Origin of the sequence: Pleurocapsa minor HA4230-MV1, assembly GCA_019359095.1 — a bacterium.
Taxonomy (GTDB): domain Bacteria; phylum Cyanobacteriota; class Cyanobacteriia; order Cyanobacteriales; family Xenococcaceae; genus Waterburya; species Waterburya minor.
In genome coordinates this window covers 101,260-122,771 of the sequence record JAHHHZ010000017.1, presented here as the reverse complement: position 1 = coordinate 122,771, position 21,512 = coordinate 101,260, and the positions used below count along the sequence as shown (strand labels likewise).

At 38.8% G+C, this 21,512-nt stretch carries 19 protein-coding genes; 10 read left to right on the top strand and 9 right to left on the bottom strand.

The features are described 5' to 3' along the window. The 7 genes from KME09_07805 to KME09_07775 form a co-directional block, all read right to left on the bottom strand. Positions 1 to 288: a DUF433 domain-containing protein gene (locus KME09_07805; protein MBW4533828.1), complete on the bottom strand. Its 288-nt coding sequence runs from the start codon at positions 286 to 288 to the stop codon at positions 1 to 3. A 214-nt stretch (positions 289 to 502) separates the two neighbouring features. After that, complete coding sequence (locus KME09_07800) at positions 503 to 1,279, bottom strand: HAD family hydrolase (GenBank protein MBW4533827.1); 777 nt, start codon at positions 1,277 to 1,279, stop codon at positions 503 to 505. An 84-nt stretch (positions 1,280 to 1,363) separates the two neighbouring features. Next, on the bottom strand, positions 1,364 to 2,191 hold the full coding sequence (locus KME09_07795) for an NAD-dependent epimerase/dehydratase family protein (GenBank protein MBW4533826.1): 828 nt from the start codon (positions 2,189 to 2,191) through the stop codon (positions 1,364 to 1,366). Between the two features lie 57 nt (positions 2,192 to 2,248). Beyond that, a complete protein-coding gene (locus KME09_07790) occupies positions 2,249 to 2,875 on the bottom strand; it encodes a hypothetical protein (protein MBW4533825.1) in 627 nt (208 codons plus the stop codon). Positions 2,876 to 3,222: 347 nt separating this feature from the next. Then, entirely contained in the window at positions 3,223 to 5,109 is a 1,887-nt protein-coding gene (locus KME09_07785; GenBank protein MBW4533824.1) for a response regulator, read from the bottom strand. Positions 5,110 to 5,135: 26 nt separating this feature from the next. Next, positions 5,136 to 7,331, bottom strand: a complete 2,196-nt coding sequence (locus tag KME09_07780) for a peptidase domain-containing ABC transporter (GenBank protein MBW4533823.1) — start codon at positions 7,329 to 7,331, stop codon at positions 5,136 to 5,138. 314 nt (positions 7,332 to 7,645) lie between these two features. Further along, complete coding sequence (locus KME09_07775; GenBank protein MBW4533822.1) at positions 7,646 to 7,840, bottom strand: hypothetical protein; 195 nt, start codon at positions 7,838 to 7,840, stop codon at positions 7,646 to 7,648. 363 nt (positions 7,841 to 8,203) lie between these two features. On the opposite strand from KME09_07775, the gene KME09_07770 reads away from it, so the two are divergent. The 9 genes from KME09_07770 to KME09_07730 all read left to right on the top strand — a co-directional run bounded on the left by KME09_07770 (position 8,204) and on the right by KME09_07730 (position 17,396). Beyond that, on the top strand, positions 8,204 to 9,535 hold the full coding sequence (locus KME09_07770) for a recombinase family protein (GenBank protein MBW4533821.1): 1,332 nt from the start codon (positions 8,204 to 8,206) through the stop codon (positions 9,533 to 9,535). A gap of 73 nt (positions 9,536 to 9,608) precedes the next feature. Beyond that, positions 9,609 to 10,349 (top strand): histidine phosphatase family protein, encoded by a 741-nt coding sequence (locus KME09_07765; protein MBW4533820.1) that lies wholly within the window; start codon positions 9,609 to 9,611, stop codon positions 10,347 to 10,349. Between the two features lie 84 nt (positions 10,350 to 10,433). Beyond that, positions 10,434 to 12,113: an iron uptake porin gene (locus KME09_07760; protein ID MBW4533819.1), complete on the top strand. Its 1,680-nt coding sequence runs from the start codon at positions 10,434 to 10,436 to the stop codon at positions 12,111 to 12,113. A gap of 72 nt (positions 12,114 to 12,185) precedes the next feature. Next, a complete protein-coding gene (locus KME09_07755) occupies positions 12,186 to 12,428 on the top strand; it encodes an AbrB/MazE/SpoVT family DNA-binding domain-containing protein (GenBank protein ID MBW4533818.1) in 243 nt (80 codons plus the stop codon). Between the two features lie 240 nt (positions 12,429 to 12,668). Continuing rightward, complete coding sequence (locus KME09_07750; GenBank protein ID MBW4533817.1) at positions 12,669 to 12,887, top strand: hypothetical protein; 219 nt, start codon at positions 12,669 to 12,671, stop codon at positions 12,885 to 12,887. A gap of 417 nt (positions 12,888 to 13,304) precedes the next feature. Then, positions 13,305 to 14,333: an oxygen-dependent coproporphyrinogen oxidase gene (gene hemF / locus KME09_07745; protein MBW4533816.1), complete on the top strand. Its 1,029-nt coding sequence runs from the start codon at positions 13,305 to 13,307 to the stop codon at positions 14,331 to 14,333. A gap of 180 nt (positions 14,334 to 14,513) precedes the next feature. Continuing rightward, the gene (locus KME09_07740; protein MBW4533815.1) at positions 14,514 to 15,824 is read left to right on the top strand and encodes a hypothetical protein; all 1,311 of its coding nucleotides are present in this window, start codon (positions 14,514 to 14,516) and stop codon (positions 15,822 to 15,824) included. 38 nt (positions 15,825 to 15,862) lie between these two features. Then, entirely contained in the window at positions 15,863 to 17,083 is a 1,221-nt protein-coding gene (locus KME09_07735; GenBank protein ID MBW4533814.1) for a glycosyltransferase, read from the top strand. 103 nt (positions 17,084 to 17,186) lie between these two features. Beyond that, positions 17,187 to 17,396: a hypothetical protein gene (locus KME09_07730; GenBank protein ID MBW4533813.1), complete on the top strand. Its 210-nt coding sequence runs from the start codon at positions 17,187 to 17,189 to the stop codon at positions 17,394 to 17,396. A gap of 72 nt (positions 17,397 to 17,468) precedes the next feature. Here the strand turns inward: KME09_07730 and KME09_07725 are convergent, their stop codons facing one another. Continuing rightward, positions 17,469 to 18,740 carry a glycosyltransferase gene (locus KME09_07725; GenBank protein MBW4533812.1) on the bottom strand — a complete coding sequence of 424 codons (1,272 nt, stop codon included), beginning with the start codon at positions 18,738 to 18,740 and terminating at the stop codon, positions 17,469 to 17,471. Positions 18,741 to 18,971: 231 nt separating this feature from the next. On the opposite strand from KME09_07725, the gene KME09_07720 reads away from it, so the two are divergent. Next, complete coding sequence (locus KME09_07720) at positions 18,972 to 20,591, top strand: hypothetical protein (protein ID MBW4533811.1); 1,620 nt, start codon at positions 18,972 to 18,974, stop codon at positions 20,589 to 20,591. A gap of 108 nt (positions 20,592 to 20,699) precedes the next feature. On the opposite strand, the gene KME09_07715 is transcribed toward KME09_07720, so the two are convergent. Continuing rightward, on the bottom strand, positions 20,700 to 21,473 hold the full coding sequence (locus tag KME09_07715) for a proteasome-type protease (GenBank protein MBW4533810.1): 774 nt from the start codon (positions 21,471 to 21,473) through the stop codon (positions 20,700 to 20,702). Between the last annotated feature and the right edge of the window lie 39 nt (positions 21,474 to 21,512).

Below are 21,512 nucleotides of genomic sequence, written 5' to 3'. Positions count from 1 at the left end.
TTAAGCCTTCTGGCTATGTAATGATGCTAGCTTTGAGTATTCCGCATCCTCCTCAGCCAAATCTGCTTCAATTTCATCACGATTAACATGATAGTAAGCTAAAGCAGCATAAACTTGTGCAAGGTTAAGATGGCTCATACGGCGAGCAATCTCTTCAGCATTTGCACCTTGTTTATATAGAACAACCACTCGACGAACAGAAGTTTTTGTTCCCGCAATAATTGGACGACCATTACCAATATCTGGGGAAGAGGTGACTAATGTGCCAATGTCAGTAGCGGTAGACATAAGTTTACAGTTTGGCGATGAGTAACAGATTATTATAATACTTTATCATTTTCGGTAAAGAGAGATTGTTGTGGTGCAATATAGCTAACAACTTACTGGAAATAATTTCAGTAGAGTTTTGAATAAGTTTGTTAATAACGATGGTAATGTTATTGGTGTTGCGATCGCTAATCCCGATCATAATATGATTAACAACTCAACACATAGAGACAATCTACCAGCTAGTTAAATCTTGTTGAAAACGCTCTAAAGATAACAGTTTGATCCGTTTATCTTGAGTTGCGATCGCGCGATCGCCTTCTAGGTTATAGCCCCAGTCGGCTAAAAATAACTCGACAAACTTGAGATCTTCTTGTTGTGCCACCTGCTGTAAAGCGGGAAGACGATCTTCGACAAAGGTAATCTGGATATTTTCACCTGGCTGCTGGTGTCTATCCCTGATAATTCTTAGGGTTTCGTATTTGGGACGTTTACTTTCCTTGCCAATAATTTGTGCTGCGGGCAAATCTATTCCCTGCTGCTGGAGTAGCTGCTTAACAAAACGTCCTTCTTTGGTAGTGACAATATAGAGTTTTACTGCTGAATTAAGTATCTGTTTTAATTGCTCGATCATCCCAGGATAAAAGCGATGTAGGCTCAACCAATCGGCTAAATTGTGTTTAATCCAGTCATCTCTAACCCCGTCTAATTTTTGCACTACCTCCTGTTTTGATAGTCCTTCTGCCTCAGTAATTTGGAGGGCGATCGCCTGGAAACTAGTTAAAATCTCTGCTTCAGATATCCCTGTTACTAATGCCCTGAGTAATATTGGCATTTCCCAACCCGTCTCGATCACGGGGCGCAGACGATAAAAGCTGGGGGCAAAACTATCGTCAATCTCTGCCGACCATATTAGCTTGTAAGCTTGTTTAGTAGTAGCAAAATATTCTAGTAAACCATCGCAAACTACACCATCGAAATCTAACGCCAAAATATCTGGAAGTCGAGACATAATTAATTTAATTAAATACTTAAGTCAGTTTTATTTGTCAGGGCGAACAGCCCTAAAGGACTAGCTTTGCGTCGCGGTTTTTCCCTAGATAAACTCAATGTTAGGATGAGCTAATTCAAAACCGACACTTTTGATCTTTTGATTAGACAGTTTCATATTATAAGTACGAGGGGAAGTCTGCGAACTATCCCAGGTAACAGGAGGCAGATTGTGAGCCACAAATAATCTTTGGAGAAACTCTTTAGTCGTCATCACCTCATCACTATTTACGTGATAAATACCTTCTAGCTGCCGATCTTTAGCCAAATCGATCGCCCGCACAATATCTTCTAAATGAACCCAATTGGTATAGCTTTCTCCCGATCCTGGGCGAGTTGTCCCAGCAACCCGTCTAAAGATCTTGATTAACTCTCTTCCTGGCCCATATATACCTGCCAAGCGTAAAATACAGGTTTTAAAATCTGCTGATGCGCCAAGTAATACTTGCTCTGTCTGAGCGAGAATTTCCCCAAATTCGTCTTTAGGATTTACGGTGACAGTTTCATCGATCGCCTGACCACTTTGATCGTTAATAATCCCGTAACTACCAGTATAAATAAGTTGCCCAACTCCAGAATTAGCCTTGATTGCAGCTACTAAATTTTTGGCTGTCTCTAAATACGTCTGACGATAAACTTCAAGAGTACGTTGCTTTGAGCCAATACTAAATAAGACGACATCTTGGTTAGCAACCACTTGTTTCAAGCCTGATAAATCGTCCCCCGTCACCACAACTACTTGAGAAGCGATCGCCTGTAATTCTTCTACTCTCTCGGCTGTAGTGGTAGTCACCGTTACTTCATTTCCTGCTGTGTGCCATAAACGCGCTACCGCACTACCTACATACCCACAACCAATAATCGCCAACTTCATAATTTGCCCTATACTGTAACAACTTTAGACTTTTTAGACAATCAAGACACTACACCCCTAACTTGTCTGATAACTGCGATCGATAATCCAGTCTTCTTGAGCAACCTGATATTCCGCCTTGCTAATCACATTTTGCTCTAGCAACCAGCTTAACCTTTCTGTTTGTTGTTTTAAATTGTGATTGTAATTAATATAAAAATATTTTTCTCTTAAATACCGCTTACGCTCTAGCCATAGTTGCGCTAAAAATTGTTCTACAGCTTGACGATTTGGTTTATCTCTTAAAAATATAATTTGTTGGCGATCGCAAGTTTCTAAAAGAATGTAGTTTTGTTGCCGATACTGATACAAAAGAGTCAATAAAAAAGTAATAATTAAACAGATAATACTATAAATAAATCCTTGATTAGTAATCAAGCTTTGGAGCAAGATACAGATTGAGAAAGTAAATATTACTATGTTTATAAACAGCAATTTTGGGCTTCGGTGACAGCTAATTTTGGCTTCTCCTTTGAGGCTTTCATAGTTGATATAATTTTCATGCTCACCTTCTAGATCTTTCAAATAGAGCTTAAGTTGATTTGATAATAAATAAAAGCTTCTTTTTTCTAATAAAGTTTTTTGATGTAATTCCATAATTGCTAAATCACTGTTGCCATTATAAAATTTAGCAGTAGATTGCATTAGCTAAGTAAATTTAATTTTTATTTAACTCTTGCTTCAAGAAAACCAGGGCTATTTCGTTCTAACTGTAGTGAACCAAGAAATAAATTTCTTGGCTTAAAATTAAAGTCCGTTTAAACGGACTTAATGTAATTAGACAGAGAATTTATTCTCTGGATATATGAGAATGAAATAGCCCTGCAAGAAAACTCAGTCTTGAAAATGTCTGAAACTCATCAATAGGTCAAGCCAATGACTAAAATCATTTAATTTACATCAATCTACATCAAGAAATAATTTTGATTGTGGTTTTTTGGCGATCGCTTAGAAATAGCGTAATTGTTGTTTCAAATTATAATTTTCAGTAATTAAAGATTGCTAGTAAGCCTGGCTTTTCTTAGTATGAACTGAAGCATCGTTTCTTCTCTGGAGATAATATCAGCCTGACTTTCCATCCCCAGTTGCAGTGAACACTGGTGTTCTTGTCTCCCAAAGGTGTTGCTATTAGGAGCGATCGCCACCTCATAAAAAGCAGTAGCTTTCTTGACTTGAAAGTCATTTTCTGACTGGCTAGGTGGTTTACTAGTAGTATCTTGAGCAATTTGAGTTACCCTACCTTGAAGAGTGCCGTAATCGGGATAAGGGCAGGCAGAAACGCGCATTTGAACCCCCTGTCCTACTTTTAACTTGCTAATATCTTGAGGTGATACTGCTGCTTTCATTTCAATCTGAAAGTTTTCGGGAATAATTTGGGCGATTTCTTGTCCAGGCTGTACAGTTTGTCCTTGATTATTCAAACCAAGCTGAAAGATTGTGCCAGTAGCGGTGGCAGCGATCTGAGTCTTAGTAAGCTCTTGATTAACCTGATTTAATTCTGCTGTATCTTGTTCTACCTGGCGATCGATCTCAATGCGTTGCTGAATTAGAGCTTCTGTTTCTCGGTTTAAACTAGCTATAGTAGCTCGACCAGATTTTTTTACCTGTTCGATACGCTGTTGATAGGTTTCAATCTCTGCGGTTGAGGGATTGAGGGCAGAGATCCCTCGCTTTAGTTTAGCTTGTGCAGCTTCTAATTCTTGTTCTTGTTGTCTAACCTCTAGTTCTGCTTCTGCCAACTGATTTTTGCCGATTGCTCCCGCCTTTGCTACCGATTGATAACGATTATGTTTAGCTTGGGCAGCCTTTAAGCCTGCTGTAACCGCTCTAACTTGAGCCTCGGATTCTTCAACTTGAGTAGTAACCTCGGTGCTTTTATCTTGATAGTTGCGTTGACTCCCTGCCAATTCGGATCTGGCTGCTGCAATCTCAGCTTGATTACGTTCAGTTTCAGCGATGATTTGAGTTTGTAAACCAATAATCTGGGCATTAAGCTGCCCTAACTGCAATTTTTGTTGCTTGATGCCTGATTCCAATTGATTTTGCTTAGTTTGAAAGCGAGAACGATCGATAGTGGCGATCGCCTCTCCTTGCGCTACAGCTTCACCCTCTTTAACTAAAATTTGAGCAACTTGCCCTTCTACTGCCGCTTGAACTAAGTGTAATTCTTCTACAGGACGAGCGATCGCCTGAGCTTTGACCACTGTTTTGTATTGAAAAATAGCGGTTGCTGGAATAGCTAGGGCAATTATCGTAACTACAGAAATTCCACCCCAAGTCAGCCATCTACTTACAGGCGGCAATAGTTCGTCGGCTTGTCTTGATGCTAGTTGTTGAGGAATGTTTTGTGGGCTAAGAGTAGCATAATCATTAGCTACTATCGGTTTTGAGCTTTCGATTCCAGAAATTCCCTCGGCATTCTGGGCTAACTGAATTTTTTTGAATAATTCTGAACCAAAGTGAGCATAGCCATTACAAACTGAGTGAATTGCCGTTACCAAATCTTCGGCTGAACTGGTTTTAAGAATATAGCCATCTGCCCCCGCCACAATAATATTCTGTACATATTCCTGATGCTCGTAGCTACTCAAAATCAAAATTTTACAGTCAGGAAAACGCTCGGCAATAATTTTAGTTGCTTCAATGCCATTCATTTTTGGCATTTCAATATCAATTAATACTACGTCAGGTTCTAAAGTCTCTACCAAAGCGATCGCCGTTTCACCGTCATTGGCAACGCCGACAATTTTCAAATCGACTTCCTCAGATAGCATTTGTTGTAGCTTATGCTGAACAAACTTTTGGTCATCAACCAAAATAACTTTGAGGATATTTCTAATAGGCTGTCTAGATTGAGAATTAGCCTGATTGGTATGCATTGAGAATGAATTAACCTTGTTGTTGATTAAAATCCGCGAATCGCTTTTTGACCATTGCTGTTGTCTTGAGCAAAAGGTCGATCGAAAAAATCTAAGTGTTCTCCAGATAGATGACTTAATTCGGCTGGAGTTCCCTGAATCTGGAGTTTTCCCTGGTCTAACATCACGATCCAATCGGCTCGTTCAATCACTTTGGGACGATGGCTAATCATAACTGTTGTTTTATTGTGTCGATGGTAAAGCAGTCGTTCTAAAACCTGATGTTCGCTAACGGGGTCGAGTGCGCCTGTAGATTCATCTAAAATTAGAACTGGTGGATTGTTGACTATTGCTCTGGCGATCGCCAGCCGTTGTTTTTGACCACCAGAAAGATTTGCGCCAAATTCGCCTAAGATAGTTTGGTATTTGTCGGGCATTTTGCGAATAAACTCATCTGCACCAGCAATATTACAGGCTTGAAGAATTTGTTCAAAGCTGACTTGAGGATTGCCGAGAGTAAAGTTTTCAATAATCGAACGACTCCAAAAATGGGCATCTTGCGGAATTAAAACTACCTGCTGTCGCCAACAATCTAAGTCAATGTCGGATTGATTATATAAACCAATGCTAATGTTTCCAGTCTGAGTTGAGTAGAGATTGGCGATTAACTTAGTTAGGGTACTTTTACCACAGCCAGATTTACCGATCAATGCAGTTACCTGTCCCCCAGGAATATTTAAAGAAAAATCTTGCAGTAACTCGACTCTGCCAGGATAGCTAAAGCTAACATCTTCGCAAATAATATCTGCCTTGTTTGCCAGCTTAACTACTGGCTTATTTTTATCTATTTGACTTTCGGGAGTATGTTCGATAATCTCTGTAATGCGATCGATGGCAGTACGCACACGAGTCCATTCATCGACAAACTGGATTAAGGTGCTAATCAAACCCAGAAAATTAGCGGTCATGCTATTAAAAGCCAATAGCTGCCCAATACTTAACTTATCGCTAAAAACTAGAGTGCTACCATACCAAAGCAAAGTGATGCTGCCAATACTCGATACCAATTTAGAAAAGGTAAAGTTAAAAATTCCAATTTGAGCAGTACGATAAGTCTGATTGGCAAAGCTGCCAAAGCGTAGCTGCATCTCTTCCCATAATTGCGGTGCAGCAGCGGTAGTTTTAAGAGTCAAAGCACCTTTAAAAGTTTCCACCAATACCCCTTGATTTTCTGAATCTAAAACCATCACTCGACGGACTTTTTGCTGGAGGGTGGGTAACAAGATAGTCGTCGAAATGGTCATAACCATCGCGATCGCAATTACTACTAGAGTTAGAGATTGACTGTAAAACACCATAAATCCAAAGGAAATAATGGCGATAAAAAGCCGACTGGGTATGCTAATTACCGTCTGGGCTACTAGCTGATTAATCTCCTGCACGTCTTCTAAACGGCTGACTATTTCTCCACTCCGACGGGCTTCAAAATAAGTTAGAGGCAAACGCAAAAGGGTTCTGGCAAATTCCAAAACCAGCCCCAATTCTAGCTTCTGAGCAAAATGGGTAATTAGGTTATATTCAACTAATTCTAACCAGGCACTGACTAAATTCATAGCGATTACGGCGATCGCCAATCCCGTCAATAGTTGCCTGTCTCCCCGAATCAAGACATCATCAGTCAAAATTTGAATCAAAAAGGGATAAGCTAGAGAAAGTAAGCCAATTATCTGAGCGCAAATCAAAGCTCCAATTAGAGTACGCCGATAAGCCCATAGCTGCTGAAAAAATCTCCCCAAACCGCGATCGGTTTTTTCATCTGGTTGGTCGTGAAATCGGCTTGGATCGGGTTCTAATAACAGCATGACCCAATCGAGCCAACCTTCAATTAGTTCTTGACGAGAAACATAACGAATGCCAATTGCGGGGTCAGCAATAATATATTTATTACGGCGTTGACCGTGTAACACTACCCAGTGATGACCTTGCCAATGAATAATTGCAGGCAAGGAAGCAGATTTAAGCTGATCGACAATATTAGGAGAAGCTCGAACAGGACGAGCATTTAAACCAAGAGATGTTGCACCCCTCCTCAACCCTAGCATTGTCGTTCCCAATTGCCCTGTCCCTACCGCCTCCCGCAGGGTATTTAGAGTTAAAGTGCGTCCATAATGTTGACATATTGCTCCCAGACAAGCAGCACCACAGTCTGTTTCACTATGCTGTAAAACAACTGAATATTTCACGTTCGATCCATCCTAAAGCTGTATTAATATCTTGGTTTGGTTAAGTTGAATGATGTTTTATGTTTCCAGTAGTTAACCGCATTCAGCAATGTTTAAGTCACGTCAACGATTAATAATTGTTATTGATTTTTAAAAAGTATTCTAAAAGTTGCTTAAGGATACAGTTTCTGGGTTTTAAGATTTTGATATTATTTATATAGATAAGGTCGCATTCAATTTGACAGTGATGCGACCTTATTAATCTAGGGCAGCTAATTATAGTTTTTACAGTTTTTGTAAACCATAATTTAGTTGCTCTTCAAGCAGAAACTTACTTAGTGGTGACCTTTACCTTTACCCTTACCCTTACCGTGACCACCGTAATAATCGTCACCACCGCGATTATCGTAACCAAAGGAATAGGGGTTAAAAATCTGAATAATTTTGTCTCCCCCAGAAATTTGCTCCATTTCTGAATCTGCTATTTCTGTAAATTCTACTGATTGTTGTAAAAGTCTTTCGTTTGACATAATCTTTGTCTCTCTATGATAAATTTACTTGGTTGAAATGCGATCGTAAAAAAAGTTTAATTTCAACTATTTCTACTAAGGTAAACATACATATTTTTTTCAAGCATAGCAATATTATTAAGTTAAAAATTACTTAAAATATTATTCTTCCAACCATAATTATCTAGCTATATCCTTTAAAATAGAGGCATTTACAGCAATTATAAAATAGTTATTAAAAAATATAAAGATGTTGTATATCTTACCAAAAAATTAACTTGCATGTGATCTCTGTTACATAAAAATTGATAGACTATGAAGGTATTACCTATCAATATGAGCGGAATAATCTCTGGCTAAAATTTATCAACTAAAGATTACTCCATGAAAATTATTGCTTATTTATATAGCGATCCTTTATTAGAAATTGCTCCCGATCGAGACATTTGGGGTTTAGAAGTCGATCGCGTCTATCAAGATATAGGAGGACATCAACAGCTACAAAAACTAATTGCAGATTGCGCCTTAGAAACGCCTAAGTATTTATTAGTTCGTCGGCTTGAAGAATTGGGAGACAATCTGGAGATAATTTGCGATCGCCTTAATCAATTAGAGTCTTTAGGAGTGGAGATTATTGCTACAGAACAAGATTATAGTTCGCCCCAATGGGGTCAGTTAAAACGCGAACAATTAAAGCTTAAATTAAGTAATTTACTGCAAGAAATACAAACTAATAAGCAACGTCAGCGCCTCGAACAGGGTCATGCCCGTAATCGTTTAAAAATGCTGCCTCCACCTGGTAAAGCGCCCTACGGATATCGTCGGGGACAAGATCGTTATTTGGTGGATAAAAGTACAGCTCCAGTAGTTAAAGATTTTTTTGAAAGGTTTATTTTATTTGGTTCTTTGCGGGGTGCAGTTCGTTATCTCGAAAAGCGTTATGGGAAAAAGATTTCCCCCACTACAGGACGCAATTGGCTGACTAATCCTGTCTATCGAGGCAGTTTACAATATCAAAAACAATCTAAAAATCAGTCAATAATTTCTCATACCCACACGGCAATTATTAACTCCGAAGAAGCAGCGCAAATAGATCGTCTACTGCGTCGCAATCGCTCTCTACCCAGTCGTACCGCTAGCGCACCTCGATCTTTGGCGGGTTTAGTTGTCTGTCAGCAGTGTCAGTTAGGGATGAATATTACTCGCGTGACGCAACATCACAAACAAACTGAATACTTGTATCTGCGTTGCCCTAAATGCCCAAAAAAACCTAAGTGCAAAGCGATCGCCTATGCTCAAGTTTTAACTCAAACCATTACTAAAATTTGCCTTGAGCTACCTTTAGCAGTTGCCCAATTAGAACTTCCTCCTGACTCGGCGATTAAGAAATCTGGTGAGCAAAAAATTCTTAAGCAGCAAGCTATACTCCAACAATTACTCGATTTAGAAGAACAGGGGATCTTAGACCAAGAAACTGTCGCTTTACGCACCTATAAACTCCGTACCGAAATTGCCCAGCTAGAAATCAACATGGCGCAACTGCCTCCAGGTAATTTAAAAGCGATCGCCCAAGCCGTTTCTTTACCACAATTCTGGCTAGACTTATCCGAAGCAGAAAGGCGGTTTTATTTTCGCGAATTTATTCAGCAAATAGTAATTATTCCTCCTGAACATGAATCTAAGTCTTGGAGTATCGAGCTAAAATTCATTTTTTAAGTCCACTATTTGACATAAGTTCTCATTAAATGTATTCTCAAAAGTTCTAGGATTAATCAGAATACTTATCAAGATGAAATCAGTAGAATTATTTGTAGTACTCGGATTAGCGACAGCAGTTAGTCTAACTGGCAATACAGTTGATGCGGGTGAATACTCATTGGCGATCGCCGAAAGAGATCGTGCTAACACCTCAATCATGGCTCAAGGTGGAGAAGAAGGGGGAGAAGGTGAGCAGTTAAGCCCAGGCGAGCAAGCAAACGCTGACTTTCAAGATAAAATGACTGAGGCAGAATTATTAAGTGAACTGCAAAAAGGCGGTTACGTGATCTACTTTAGACACGCTCAAACCGAAAAAGATTATGCCGATCAGGTAACGGCAAATGTAGATGATTGCTCAACTCAAAGAGTCCTAAGTGAAGATGGTTTGCAACAAGCACTAGCAATTGGAGATGCTTTTGCTACCGCTGAAATTCCCGTGGGCAAAGTTACTACCAGTGAATACTGCCGTGCCTGGACTACCGCAGCCTTAGCATTTGGCGATTATGAAAAAGATCCTGCTTTAAACTTTCTGCCTTTTGAAGATTATACCGATGAGCAAGTCGAGCAAATGAAAGCTAACGTCACACCCTTACTCACGGCTGTACCTGAAAGCGGCACTAACGACATCATTGTGGGTCATGATGATATTTTTGAATCAGCAACGGGAATCTATCCCGATCCTCAAGGTATGGCTTATATCCTCAAACCTGATGGTGATGGTGGATTTGAAGTTATGGCTAATATGCTCCCTGAAGAATGGGCAGAACTATAAAACAAGATCTAAATAAGTTGGGTATTGCTTGAAAAGTATAATCATTATTATCATTACCGTTAGAATTTGTGTGTGAGGATTATTATGACTAAGGTTTCTTTGGGTAAAAATGCTGCAATTATTGTTATTGCTTTAGTTGCAGGTTTATATACTTGTCCAGCCCAGGCTCAAACAGAATCCAGCGAACTACTTAATCAAGTAGAAGAATACGGACAAGAAGGTCAAAATAATCCAAATAATAATCTTGGGCAAGTAACCAATGTCAATCAGTTACGAGATGTCTCGCCTACAGACTGGGCTTATGAAGCGTTAAGAAGCTTAGTCGATCGCTATGGCTGTATTGCAGGATTTCCCAATCAAACCTATCGAGGCGATCGATCCCTAACTCGTTATGAATTTGCTGCGGGTTTAAACTCTTGCTTAAATCAAATTGAACGCCTAATTGCTTCTTCCGATTCTGTTAGCCAAGAAGATCTAGAAGCGATTAATCAATTAAACCAAGAATTTCAAGCAGAATTAGCTACTCTAGGTGGTAGAGTTGACGAACTTGAAGGCAGAACTGCCGTATTAGAAGATAGTCAATTTTCCACTACCACTAAGTTAGTTGGAGAAGCAGTTTTTGGAGTCGCTAGTGTGATTAGTGGTTCAAACACAGAATTAAACCAAGACACAGATGATGACGACATCGATCGCGTGCCTGTTTTTGGCTATCGCACTCGCCTCGAATTAGAAACTAGCTTTACAGGAGATGATTTACTGTTTACTCGCTTATCTACGGGTAACTTTCCTGAGTTTTCCGAAACCACGGGTACATTTCAGGGAGAACTTGCTTTTGCGCAACCTGATGATAATAATTTAAATTTAGAAGTTTTATTTTACGATCGCCCGATTGGCGAAAATACTAATGTACTGATTGGTGCATTTGGACTGGCTGCGGATGATATTGCCAATACGCTGAGCGTGTTAGACGGGGATGGCGGATCGGGAGCAATTTCGGCTTTTGGTACTCGTAGTCCAATTTATTCTCCTCCAGGAGAGACGGGTTTAGGCATAATTCACAGTTTTGGTGACAAGCTGGAGTTAAGTGCGGGATATTTAGCAGGGGAAGCCAGCGATCCCAATCAGGGAGCGGGTTTATTTAATGGTTCTTATAGTGCGCTGGGACAGTTAACTATTACTCCTTTTGAAAAGCTAGGTATTGCTCTAACTTACGTTAATGGTTACAACCAGAGCGATACTGGTGTTGGGAGTGATTTAGCCAATATCAAATCTCTTACCGAACCAGGGGAAGACGCCGATCCTTTACTTCCAGGAGTGTTCGAGGGTGGTGTCCCAACATCAAGTAATTCCTATGGCGCACAGTTTTCTTATGCTTTGAGCGATCGCCTTGTCATTGGCGGTTGGGGTGGCTTAAGTAAGGTTAGAACCCTAGATGCTGTCAACGTCGATGGACAAATTGTGGAACGTGGCTCACAAGATATCTGGAACTGGGCAGCTACTCTCGCCTTTCCTGATTTGGGTAAAGAAGGCAGTATGGGAGGAATTATTGTCGGGATGGAACCCTGGGTTAGCGACTCAAGTATTGATGCCGAAGGGTTTAACGAAGATGAAGAAAAATCTTTACATGCTGAAGCTTTTTATCAATATCAGCTCAACGATAATATTGCCATTACCCCAGGCGTGATCTACGTTAACAAACCAGATAATAATGATGACAATGATGATTTATTTATTGGTGCGTTGCGAACCACTTTTAGTTTTTAATTAGCCATCGGCTTTAAGTAATACGGTAATACGGTATAACTAAAGTAGATATTTAGTAAGTAAAGATTGGTAATGGCGATCGCGAAAAGCAAATTAATCTCCAAGGTAACTCAAAAGTATCAAGCAACTATCCCCAGAGGAGTACGAGAGAAACTAGAGATTGAAAAAGGCGATCGCATTATCTTTGAAATAGAAGATGAAAAAGTAGTTCTCAAAAAAGTATCAACCGTAGACTGGGAATACCTAGAGTCAATTTCCGCTACTCTGGGGGAATGGTCATCGGAAGCTGATGAGAAAGCTTATCGTGACTTATAGAACCCATTTGAGGTGGTAGTTGTACCTTTTCCTTTTACTGACAGTTCCGCTACGAAAAGCGGATGCGACCGATATGTCGTCTCACGGCATATCGCACGCGCACCAAGCAAACGCCCCGCTTTAGTTATTTTTAAAGATTGGTAAGTTAGCCACAAGCGATCGCGATCGCGTCCAAAAATCCCTTCAGCAATTGTTTAATTTAGGAAGCGATAATTAATTTAATTATCTATGGTCAGAAAAATGAATTCGCACCGTATCAAAGCTACTTTTACTGAAAACGGGAAGCTATCACTGCCAAACTTGCCTTTCAAAAAAGGTGATGAAGTAGAAATAATCATTTTGGAATGTATTTCATCAAAAACTATCTCTAATTCTCATCCATTAAGGGGAACAGTTATTCACTATGATGACCCTTTTGAACCTGCTGTTTCTTCTGAGGATTGGGAAGTATTGCAGTGATTATTCGTCAGGGTTATTTTGTTCTAACTGTAGTGAACCAAGAAATAAATTTCTTGGCTTAAAATTAAAGTCCGTTTAAACGGACTTAACGGTACTTAAACAGAGAATTTATTCTCTGGATATATGAGAATGAAATAGCCCTGGATTATTGTTCAATGTTCATTGTGACGCGAAGGACGCGAGCTTGCGAGCTAATCCTTTAGGGCTAATCCTTTAGGACTCATTGCTCATTGATAATTAGCGATCGCTTAAACATTAATCTCAGAACAAACGGCAAAAGACAATATTTTAGATATTTATTAAGAAACTTTGCAAATTCGTAAAGATATTCTGGTTACTTTTGCTTAGTGGTGGTGCGATTACACCAGATCGAGATAGTCTGAGTGAAGCAGTTTTAAACTTAATTTTAATCTCCTCATGACCGCCATTAATACTAATCCCACTAAAAAGCAACCTGACCAACCCCCAACTGACTCAAAAGAAAGAGTAAGTCAGTTTATGAAACAGTTACAGGATGAAATTTGTGCTGGCTTAGAATCAGTCGATGGTGGTAAGTTTCAAGAGGATAGCTGGGAGAGAGAAGAAGGAGGAGGCGGGCGATCGCGCGTATTGGCAGATGGCGGTATTTTAGAACAGGGTGGCGTTAATTTCTCTGAAGTATGGGGTAGTCAGTTACCTCCCTCAATCCTTAAACAGCGTCCCGAAGCAGCAGGACACGGGTTTTATGCTACAGGTACATCAATGGTGTTGCATCCCCGCAGCCCTTATTTGCCAACAGTTCACCTCAACTATCGTTATTTTGAGGCGGGGCCAGTTTGGTGGTTTGGTGGTGGTGCGGATCTAACTCCTTACTATCCTTTTGCCGAAGACGCTGCCCATTTTCATCGGACATATAAAGAAACTTGCGATCGCCATCATCCTGAATATCATTCTGTCTTTAAGTACTGGTGCGACGAGTATTTTTATCTCAAACACCGTCAGGAAACTAGAGGTGTGGGGGGACTATTCTTTGACTATCAAGATGGTACAGGTCAACTATATAAAGGGCCTCATCCAGATAAAGCAGCAGCAGAGTATAGTAACAAGTTAGGAGAAGTCGATCACCGCAGTTGGTCAGATATTTTTAACTTTGTGCAAGATTGTGGCAAAAGCTTTTTGCCTGCTTATCTGCCAATTATCGCCAGACGCAAAGATATGGAATATGGGGAAAGAGAGCGGAATTTTCAGTTATACCGTCGTGGACGCTATGTAGAATTTAATTTAGTTTATGACCGTGGTACTATTTTTGGCTTACAAACTAATGGACGGACTGAATCGATCTTAATGTCTTTACCACCTTTAGTTCGTTGGCAATATAATTATCGACCAGAACCCAATAGTCCTGAAGCCGAATTATACGAGACATTTCTTAAGCCTCAAGATTGGATTAATTGGAAAGGTGAGTGATTACTAATTACTGATTACTGATTACTGATTTACGCCTAATGTGCATTAAAAATCACAATGATTCATTTTTAGCTAAGAGCTAACAGCTAAGAGCTAACAGCTAGTAAATTAGAACGAAGCTAATTTACATTAGACGTGATTTAGGAAATACAATTTAATTTGGTATTAATGTTGATTTGAATGGAAAACTGCGTCATTTTTAAGAGCAAGCTAGCTAGCTATCCCGAAACGGCAACTGAAGTAGGTATCTTAACTAAAGATTTTTTGTATTGGCAGCAGAGGGGAATTAAACAGCAGCTTTGTTTAGATGATGTGGTAGGTACTGCCCTAGTTAATCGTGGAGATGATCGCCAGCCATGCCTTTTGGTGTCGGCTTATCCCCAGCAAACAGTTGGCCCGATCGTTAAAAAGCAACGCCGAGTATTACAGGAATATTATTTTACCTGTGGAGATTTAGCAAAGCGATCGCAATGGCAAACAGCAATTAATAATACTTTAGTCGGTAAAGCGATCGAGGCAGACATTAAGTGTCGTCATCTACAGGTTGTGATTAATCCCCATAGCGGTAAGCAGCAAGGCGTTAAGATATTTGAGCAGGTACGTCCATTGTTAGATCGCAGTAATTTAACCTACACCGTCACCAAAACTATCAGCGCTGCGGATACTAAAAACCTAGTTCTTAATCTCGATCTTCAAGAAACAGACGGGTTAGTAATTGTCGGGGGAGATGGTACGATTCATGATGCGATCGCTGGTTTGATGAGTCGTCGCGATCGTGAAACTGCCATTAAACTACCGTTGGGTACTATTCCTGGGGGGACTGGAGATGGTTTAGCTAAGAGTTTATTAGAATCTGCTGGAGAAAGTTACGATCCGCTAAATGCTGCTTTTATGATTGCCAAAGGTAGACAACAGAGTTTGGATCTCGCTACCGTTACCCAAAATGGTCAGGAGTACTACAGTTGCCTATCCCTCGCCTGGGGTTTAATTAGTGAGGTGGATGTTGAGTCAGAAAAGCTCAAGTTTTTAGGGGCATTAAGATTCGATGTTTATGCCTTAATCCTGATGAGTTTACTACGTACCTACAGAGGCAGATTTTCTTATCTTCCCCATGCCGATTTTAACCAAATCAAGGAAAACTCATCTCCAAGTTGGCAGGTAATAGAAGACGATTTTATCTTTCTCTGGGCAATGAATACCCCTTGGGCTGCCCATGATATGAACGTTACGCCCTATGCCAGCATAAATGATGGTGCGATCGATGTTCTGGTAATGCGCCAGGGAACATCCCGCTGGGAATTACTACAAGCTCTGTTACGCTGTGGCAAAGGACAACACCTGGATCTACCTCATCTGGAATATTACAAAGTTAGCGCTTTTAAGCTAGAGCCTCTAACCGACAAAGGTATTTTAGTAGTTGATGGCGAACCTGTAGAATATTCAGCGATCGAGATGAAAGTAATGCCTAATTTAGCTCGTGTAAATTGTTAGCATGTTAGCAATTAAAAATAATTAAAAATATTGGACTAATGCAGGACATAATACCTGAAAATCTTATTCCTGTACCGATTGGATTACTAAAAATTGCCAATTTTACAGCAAATTTTAAATCAAAGATTAAACCATTAAAACTTTCCTTAATTATTCCTACCTATAATGAGGAAGAAAATATACAACAGCTAATTACTATTTTGGTTCAACTTTTAGATGAAATTCTTCTAGAAGAATATGAATTAATTGTTGTTGACGACAATAGCCCCGATAAAACCTGGAAATTAGCCCTAGAACTAACTTCAACATATACTCAATTAAAAGTAATGCGCCGAGATGCAGAAAAAGGGCTGGCTACGGCAGTAATTCGAGGGTGGCAAGTAGCAAGAGGCGAAATCTTGGGGGTAATTGATGCTGATTTACAACATCCTCCCCAAACTTTAATAAAACTTTGGCAAGAGATCGAAAAAGGTGCTGACTTGGCTGTTGCTAGTCGAAACGTCGAGTATGGTGGAGTTAGTGAGTGGAACATTCTTCGTCGTTTTCTCTCTCGTGGGGCGCAGATACTAGGTTTGCTGATTCTTCCAGAAGTGATCGGCCGCCTTAGTGATCCAATGAGTGGTTATTTTATGGTGCGTCGTGAGGCTTTAATCGATCGATCTCTTCAACCGTCAGGCTACAAAATTTTAATTGAAGTTTTAGCTAGAGGCAAAATTCGCTGGATTGGGGAAGTTGGTTATATTTTTCAAGAGAGAAAAATAGGAAATAGTAAAGTTACGTTTCAGCAATACGTAGAATATATTCAGCATTTAATCCGTTTACGCCTAGATTTATGGCAAATTAGACGTTTTGTTCGATTTGGTATTTCAGGTTTTAGTGGTGTATTTGTTAATATGTTTATTCTGTATTTATTGCGAGAATATATCGGTTTAGGATTAACTCGAAGTGCAATTTTGGCAGCAGAAGTAGCAATAATTAATAACTTTTTTTGGAACGATCGCTGGACTTTTAGAGATATTTCTGAACAGCAAAAAGGTAGGATTAAAACATTTAGAAGATTTCTAAAGTTCAATGTGATTTGTCTTTCAGGTCTGGTGTTAAATATTTTAGTATTAAATCTGCTCTATAATCTGCTGAATATAAATGAATATCTTGCCAATCTTATCGCGATCGCTACTGTTACTTTTTGGAATTTTTGGTTTAATCTTAAACTCAGTTGGCGCATAACTGACACTAACAATCAAGATAGTAATAAATAAACTTCTTGTATGAATTAGGAGATTGCTACCTAATAAATCTTCAGTCATGTAAAAAATTATGTATACTTGTTAAAATGAATTGAGATAAACATTTAAATTGTGTATGAAGGTAAATCGTAATTTAGAAGATAGAGTTGTAGAGAAGGTTAGAAGCTTGTCAATTGAGCAAGTCGAGCAAGTCGAGCAATTTATTGATTTGTTAAACGAACAAAAACTAGATAGTCAATTGACACTTGTATCTACAAAAATGTCTGAATCTGTATTTAACAAGGTTTGGAATAATCCTGAAGATGTAGATTATGACCAACTATAGTTTTGGAGATGTTCTGCTTGTTCCTTTTCCGTTCACGGATCAAAATAAAATTTTCTTTAATATTTTTGGGTTTTAATTATATTCGGGATTAACTAAAAGTTGTTGTTCACTAATCATCGATTGTTTATCAATTTCTTCTTGCCAAATATTAACTAAATTCTGAATACTTCGCTCCCAGCTATATCCTTGGACAGAAATTTTGGCACGTTCTCCCATTTGCTTTCTTAAAGCAGAATTTTCGATCAAGAGCTTAAGTTTACTAGTAAAATTATAGCGATCGCCTGGAGTATAAAGAAAACCATTATTACCATCGTCGATATTTTCTACCACTCCCCCAGAACAAGGCGCAATCACAGGAATACCTGCTGCAAAGGCTTCTAAAATTGTTAAACCTCTAGTTTCTTTTTCCGATGTAGTTACGTGCAGGTCACAATTCATGAGTAAGGCTGGAATATTTTCTGGCGATATTCTACCAAGCAAATAAACATGGGGTGCTAGTGTTTTTAATTTATCAGCTATTTCCTCTCGCATCGGCCCATCTCCCGCCACGATAATTGCTACTTTCGTTAAATCTATTTGCTGAGATACAGTTTGAAAAGCATCTAAAGTAAAATCCCAACCTTTATCAGGATATAAACGTCCGAGAAAAACAACTTTAACAAGTCGATCTACTTGAGGTAATCCATATTGAGACTGGAAGAAATCTATCTGAGAAAAACTACTTTGAAAACTTTCAGCATCAAAACCAACTAAATTACCATATTGAGCATTTTTAATTCCTAAGTCTATAATTTTAGGAAATGTAATTTTACTGGCAACTAAAGTTAAATCATAAGAATTATAGACCCAGATAATTAGTTTTTTCACTAAAAATTTAATCAGTAAAAAGATTGGTTTGGGTAAAGGGAAATAATCTTCTAAATAATCTAAAAAATTGGTACGGAAAAAACTTACACAGGGAATACCGACTTTCTTCGCATAATTAACTCCTGCAAGTCGCCAAAAACCGACATAAAGCCTTTCAGGTTCATCAACATGAATAATATCTGGTTGAAATTCTGCTAATTTTTTTAAAACTGTTTGATAAGAACTTCGATTAACATTAGGTTCATAATCCAAACCGACAAAAGAATTACTAGCTAAATTAATAACTTTAACTCCAGGTAAAATATGGCCTGTATAATCTCGCCAATTAGGATAATCCGTTGCTAAATTGCTATAGTCAGGACAAAACAAAATAACTTCATGTCCCCATTTACTTAATAATTTCAATCTTTGCAGCCCACTTACCGTTACACCATCAATAATCGGCAAAAAGCAAGATGTGATAATGGCAATTTTCATTGGAGAACTATATTTTGTTAAACACAAACAATACAAACATAAAAAATATAGATAAAAATTAGTTTAAGCTCTAACTATGAATTAATTTACTTATAGTTAAGTTGACGTTACTAAGGACTAACTATGGATAAAGTATTTAAATTATTAGCAATTAATTTATCGTAAATAATTGAGTTTTTTCACTTCTAAGATTAAACTCAACCATAGTGGATGAGGAGTTAATTGAAGATAATGGTGCGTATTTCGTCTGATTTTTCCAAAACTGTATTACAGACGACAATAGTATTAATTTTTCTCTGCTTAAGATTATTACTAGATAGTAATATGAGTGGTCTAGTCTGGAATGAAGTAGACGTGCTGCCATTAGCTAAACAATTTGCCGATCCTAATTGGATACATAATGACTGGTATTTAAGTTCAGAAACTAACTACAGATATCTGTTTCAGATAATTTTTGGCTGGTTGATAGTTTACTTAGGTTTTTTACCCACGTCGATTATTGGTCGTTTAATTTGTTACGCTCTGGTAGCCTGGGGTATAGTGCTGTTAGGACAAAAACTAGGTTTAAGCTTGTCCTATCTTTTACTAGCAACGATCGCAGTTACTTATCAAGGATCTCTGCAAGGAGCGATCGCTGGGGAATGGTTTGTGGGTGGACTAGAAGCGAAAGCTGTTGCTTATGGATTAATTTTGCTGGCTATTCCTCTGATGTTACACAGAAAATATGGGTTCATGACCTTATTGTTAGGTTTGGCAACCTCTTTTCATGTTTTAGTTGGCGGTTGGGCTTTTTTGACGACATTGGGCTGGTTTTGTGTGCGTCCTCGAAAACGCTTATTGCAACTAGGACAGAAGGGGTGGTTATTACCAATAATTTATTTAATTGCTAGTGCTGGGGCTATTCCAGGGAGTTTACAACAGTTACTTACTTCTCCGCCATTAGGCAACATTTCTCCTGCTTTTATTTATGTTTTTCTCCGTCTTCCTCATCATTTAAATCCCTTCGCTTGGCATCCAATTTTATGGCTAAGATTGATTATTTATCTGGTTATCTTGACGTTATGCTTGGTATCTTTGAAAAAAAATGCTGATGTTAAAGGTTGGAAAGCTGAAGATTATGCCCGTTTTGAACTAGCAGAATTTACTTCGATCAGTTTAATTCCTTTTGTAGCTGGAGTGGCGATCGCTTTTTTTGACCATCAGGGAACATGGTTGCAATACTATCCCTTTCGCTTCGGGGACATGATGTTACCCTTAACTACCAGTTTGCTACTTGCCTGTAATTTAGAAAAATTTTCGCCTCAGAAACTTAAGTTGCGTTTTTGGCTGGTAGCTTGTTTAAGTTATATTTTATTTGTTCAGGTGGCTTTTTTTACCCAACAGGCGATCGCCGTTCCCACATTTCCTTCAAAACAGCAAGATGTCGATCCTCAATGGAAGTTAATGAGCGATTGGATTCGCGATCATACTGCTCAAGATGCCATAATTATTTCCCACCCTTGGAAATTGGCTAATTTTACTTGGATGACTGAGAGAGCTACTATTGCCAAGCTCAAGCTTTTTCCTCAAACTAAAGAGGCGATCGTCGAATATTATGAGCGTTTAAATGATCTTAGTGGTGGTGCTGTAGCCCAAATTTATTTCGGCAATGAAGAGCTAGATCAAAGAAAGACTGTCAAAGCAATTAGTGCAGGTTTTTCCAACCTTAATACTGCACAAGTACAAGAGTTAATGACTAAGTATCAGTCTAATTATTTCTTGACTGATGACTCACACCATCTAGATTTACCAATCGTTCATACTCAAGCAGCATATATTCTTTACGGACGAGCTTATAAAGAAAAAAACTAGAGTGGCAAAAAAGACTGAATTACAGTAGTTTTCAGTTGAGTAGACACATGAATTTATCAAAGTAATGGGTAATGGGCATTGGTGACAAATTATAGATTTAGATGTTTATTAATCCAAGTAAATATTTTCCCTTGGTTCACCTAATGCATTTTCATTTTCCCATTCAATGTCGGGCATCGCTTCAAAAGCTTGGCGAACAGAATTTTCCCAAAGATTACGAATTTTGGCGATATAAGGCGCACCAAGACGGAGTTCTAGGCTATTGCGTAGTTCAAAGCTGTCGGTTTTATACATCACCAGATTGATTGGTGGCCCGACTGAAATATTTGATTTCATAGTGGAATCAATTGACAGCAAGGCGCATTTGGCAGCAGCTTCTAGGGGAGTTTCATAGGTGATGGTGCGATCGATAATGGGTTTACCGTATTTAGTCTCGCCAATTTGCAAAAAAGGAGTTTCTTTAGTTGCTTGAATGAAGTTTCCTTGGGGATAAATTAGATACAGCTGTGGTTCTTCGCCGATAATTTGCCCTCCCAATAAAAAATTACACCTAAAGCTAATATTGTCTTTTTCTAACCAAGGACGGTCTAGTTCTTGGATTTCCCTACTTTTACTACCTATATAGGCAGCAATGTCATACATGGTAGGTAGAGTATGCAAATTTTTATCTGCTTGGTTTTGAATATCACGATTGAGTCGAGTTAATACTCCTTGAGTTACGGAAAGACTTCCTGAAGCACAAATGACAATGACTCTTTCTCCAGGCAAAGATAAATCAAATAGCTTTTTATAAGCAGAGATGTTATCCACTCCTGCATTAGTGCGAGAATCGCCAGCCATTACAATGCCAAATTTATTAATAATTCCCAGGCAATATGTCATTTCGTAGGTAGGAGGTAGGAGGTAGGAGGTAAAAAATGT

Bases quoted from the DNA above. Each gene is read 5' to 3' on its own strand.
- KME09_07805 (MBW4533828.1), bottom strand. From the start codon at position 288: ATGTCTACCGCTACTGACATTGGCACATTAGTCACCTCTTCCCCAGAT.
- KME09_07750 (MBW4533817.1), top strand. From the start codon at position 12,669: ATGAATTCGCACCGTATCAAAGCTACTTTTACTGAAAACGGGAAGCTA.
- KME09_07760 (MBW4533819.1), top strand. From the start codon at position 10,434: ATGACTAAGGTTTCTTTGGGTAAAAATGCTGCAATTATTGTTATTGCT.
- KME09_07730 (MBW4533813.1), top strand. From the start codon at position 17,187: ATGAAGGTAAATCGTAATTTAGAAGATAGAGTTGTAGAGAAGGTTAGA.
- KME09_07785 (MBW4533824.1), bottom strand. From the start codon at position 5,109: ATGCATACCAATCAGGCTAATTCTCAATCTAGACAGCCTATTAGAAAT.
- hemF (MBW4533816.1), top strand. From the start codon at position 13,305: ATGACCGCCATTAATACTAATCCCACTAAAAAGCAACCTGACCAACCC.
- KME09_07720 (MBW4533811.1), top strand. From the start codon at position 18,972: ATGGTGCGTATTTCGTCTGATTTTTCCAAAACTGTATTACAGACGACA.
- KME09_07795 (MBW4533826.1), bottom strand. From the start codon at position 2,191: ATGAAGTTGGCGATTATTGGTTGTGGGTATGTAGGTAGTGCGGTAGCG.
- KME09_07775 (MBW4533822.1), bottom strand. From the start codon at position 7,840: ATGTCAAACGAAAGACTTTTACAACAATCAGTAGAATTTACAGAAATA.
- KME09_07765 (MBW4533820.1), top strand. From the start codon at position 9,609: ATGAAATCAGTAGAATTATTTGTAGTACTCGGATTAGCGACAGCAGTT.
- KME09_07800 (MBW4533827.1), bottom strand. From the start codon at position 1,279: ATGTCTCGACTTCCAGATATTTTGGCGTTAGATTTCGATGGTGTAGTT.
- KME09_07735 (MBW4533814.1), top strand. From the start codon at position 15,863: ATGCAGGACATAATACCTGAAAATCTTATTCCTGTACCGATTGGATTA.
- KME09_07790 (MBW4533825.1), bottom strand. From the start codon at position 2,875: ATGCAATCTACTGCTAAATTTTATAATGGCAACAGTGATTTAGCAATT.
- KME09_07755 (MBW4533818.1), top strand. From the start codon at position 12,186: ATGGCGATCGCGAAAAGCAAATTAATCTCCAAGGTAACTCAAAAGTAT.
- KME09_07715 (MBW4533810.1), bottom strand. From the start codon at position 21,473: ATGACATATTGCCTGGGAATTATTAATAAATTTGGCATTGTAATGGCT.
- KME09_07740 (MBW4533815.1), top strand. From the start codon at position 14,514: ATGGAAAACTGCGTCATTTTTAAGAGCAAGCTAGCTAGCTATCCCGAA.
- KME09_07770 (MBW4533821.1), top strand. From the start codon at position 8,204: ATGAAAATTATTGCTTATTTATATAGCGATCCTTTATTAGAAATTGCT.
- KME09_07725 (MBW4533812.1), bottom strand. From the start codon at position 18,740: ATGAAAATTGCCATTATCACATCTTGCTTTTTGCCGATTATTGATGGT.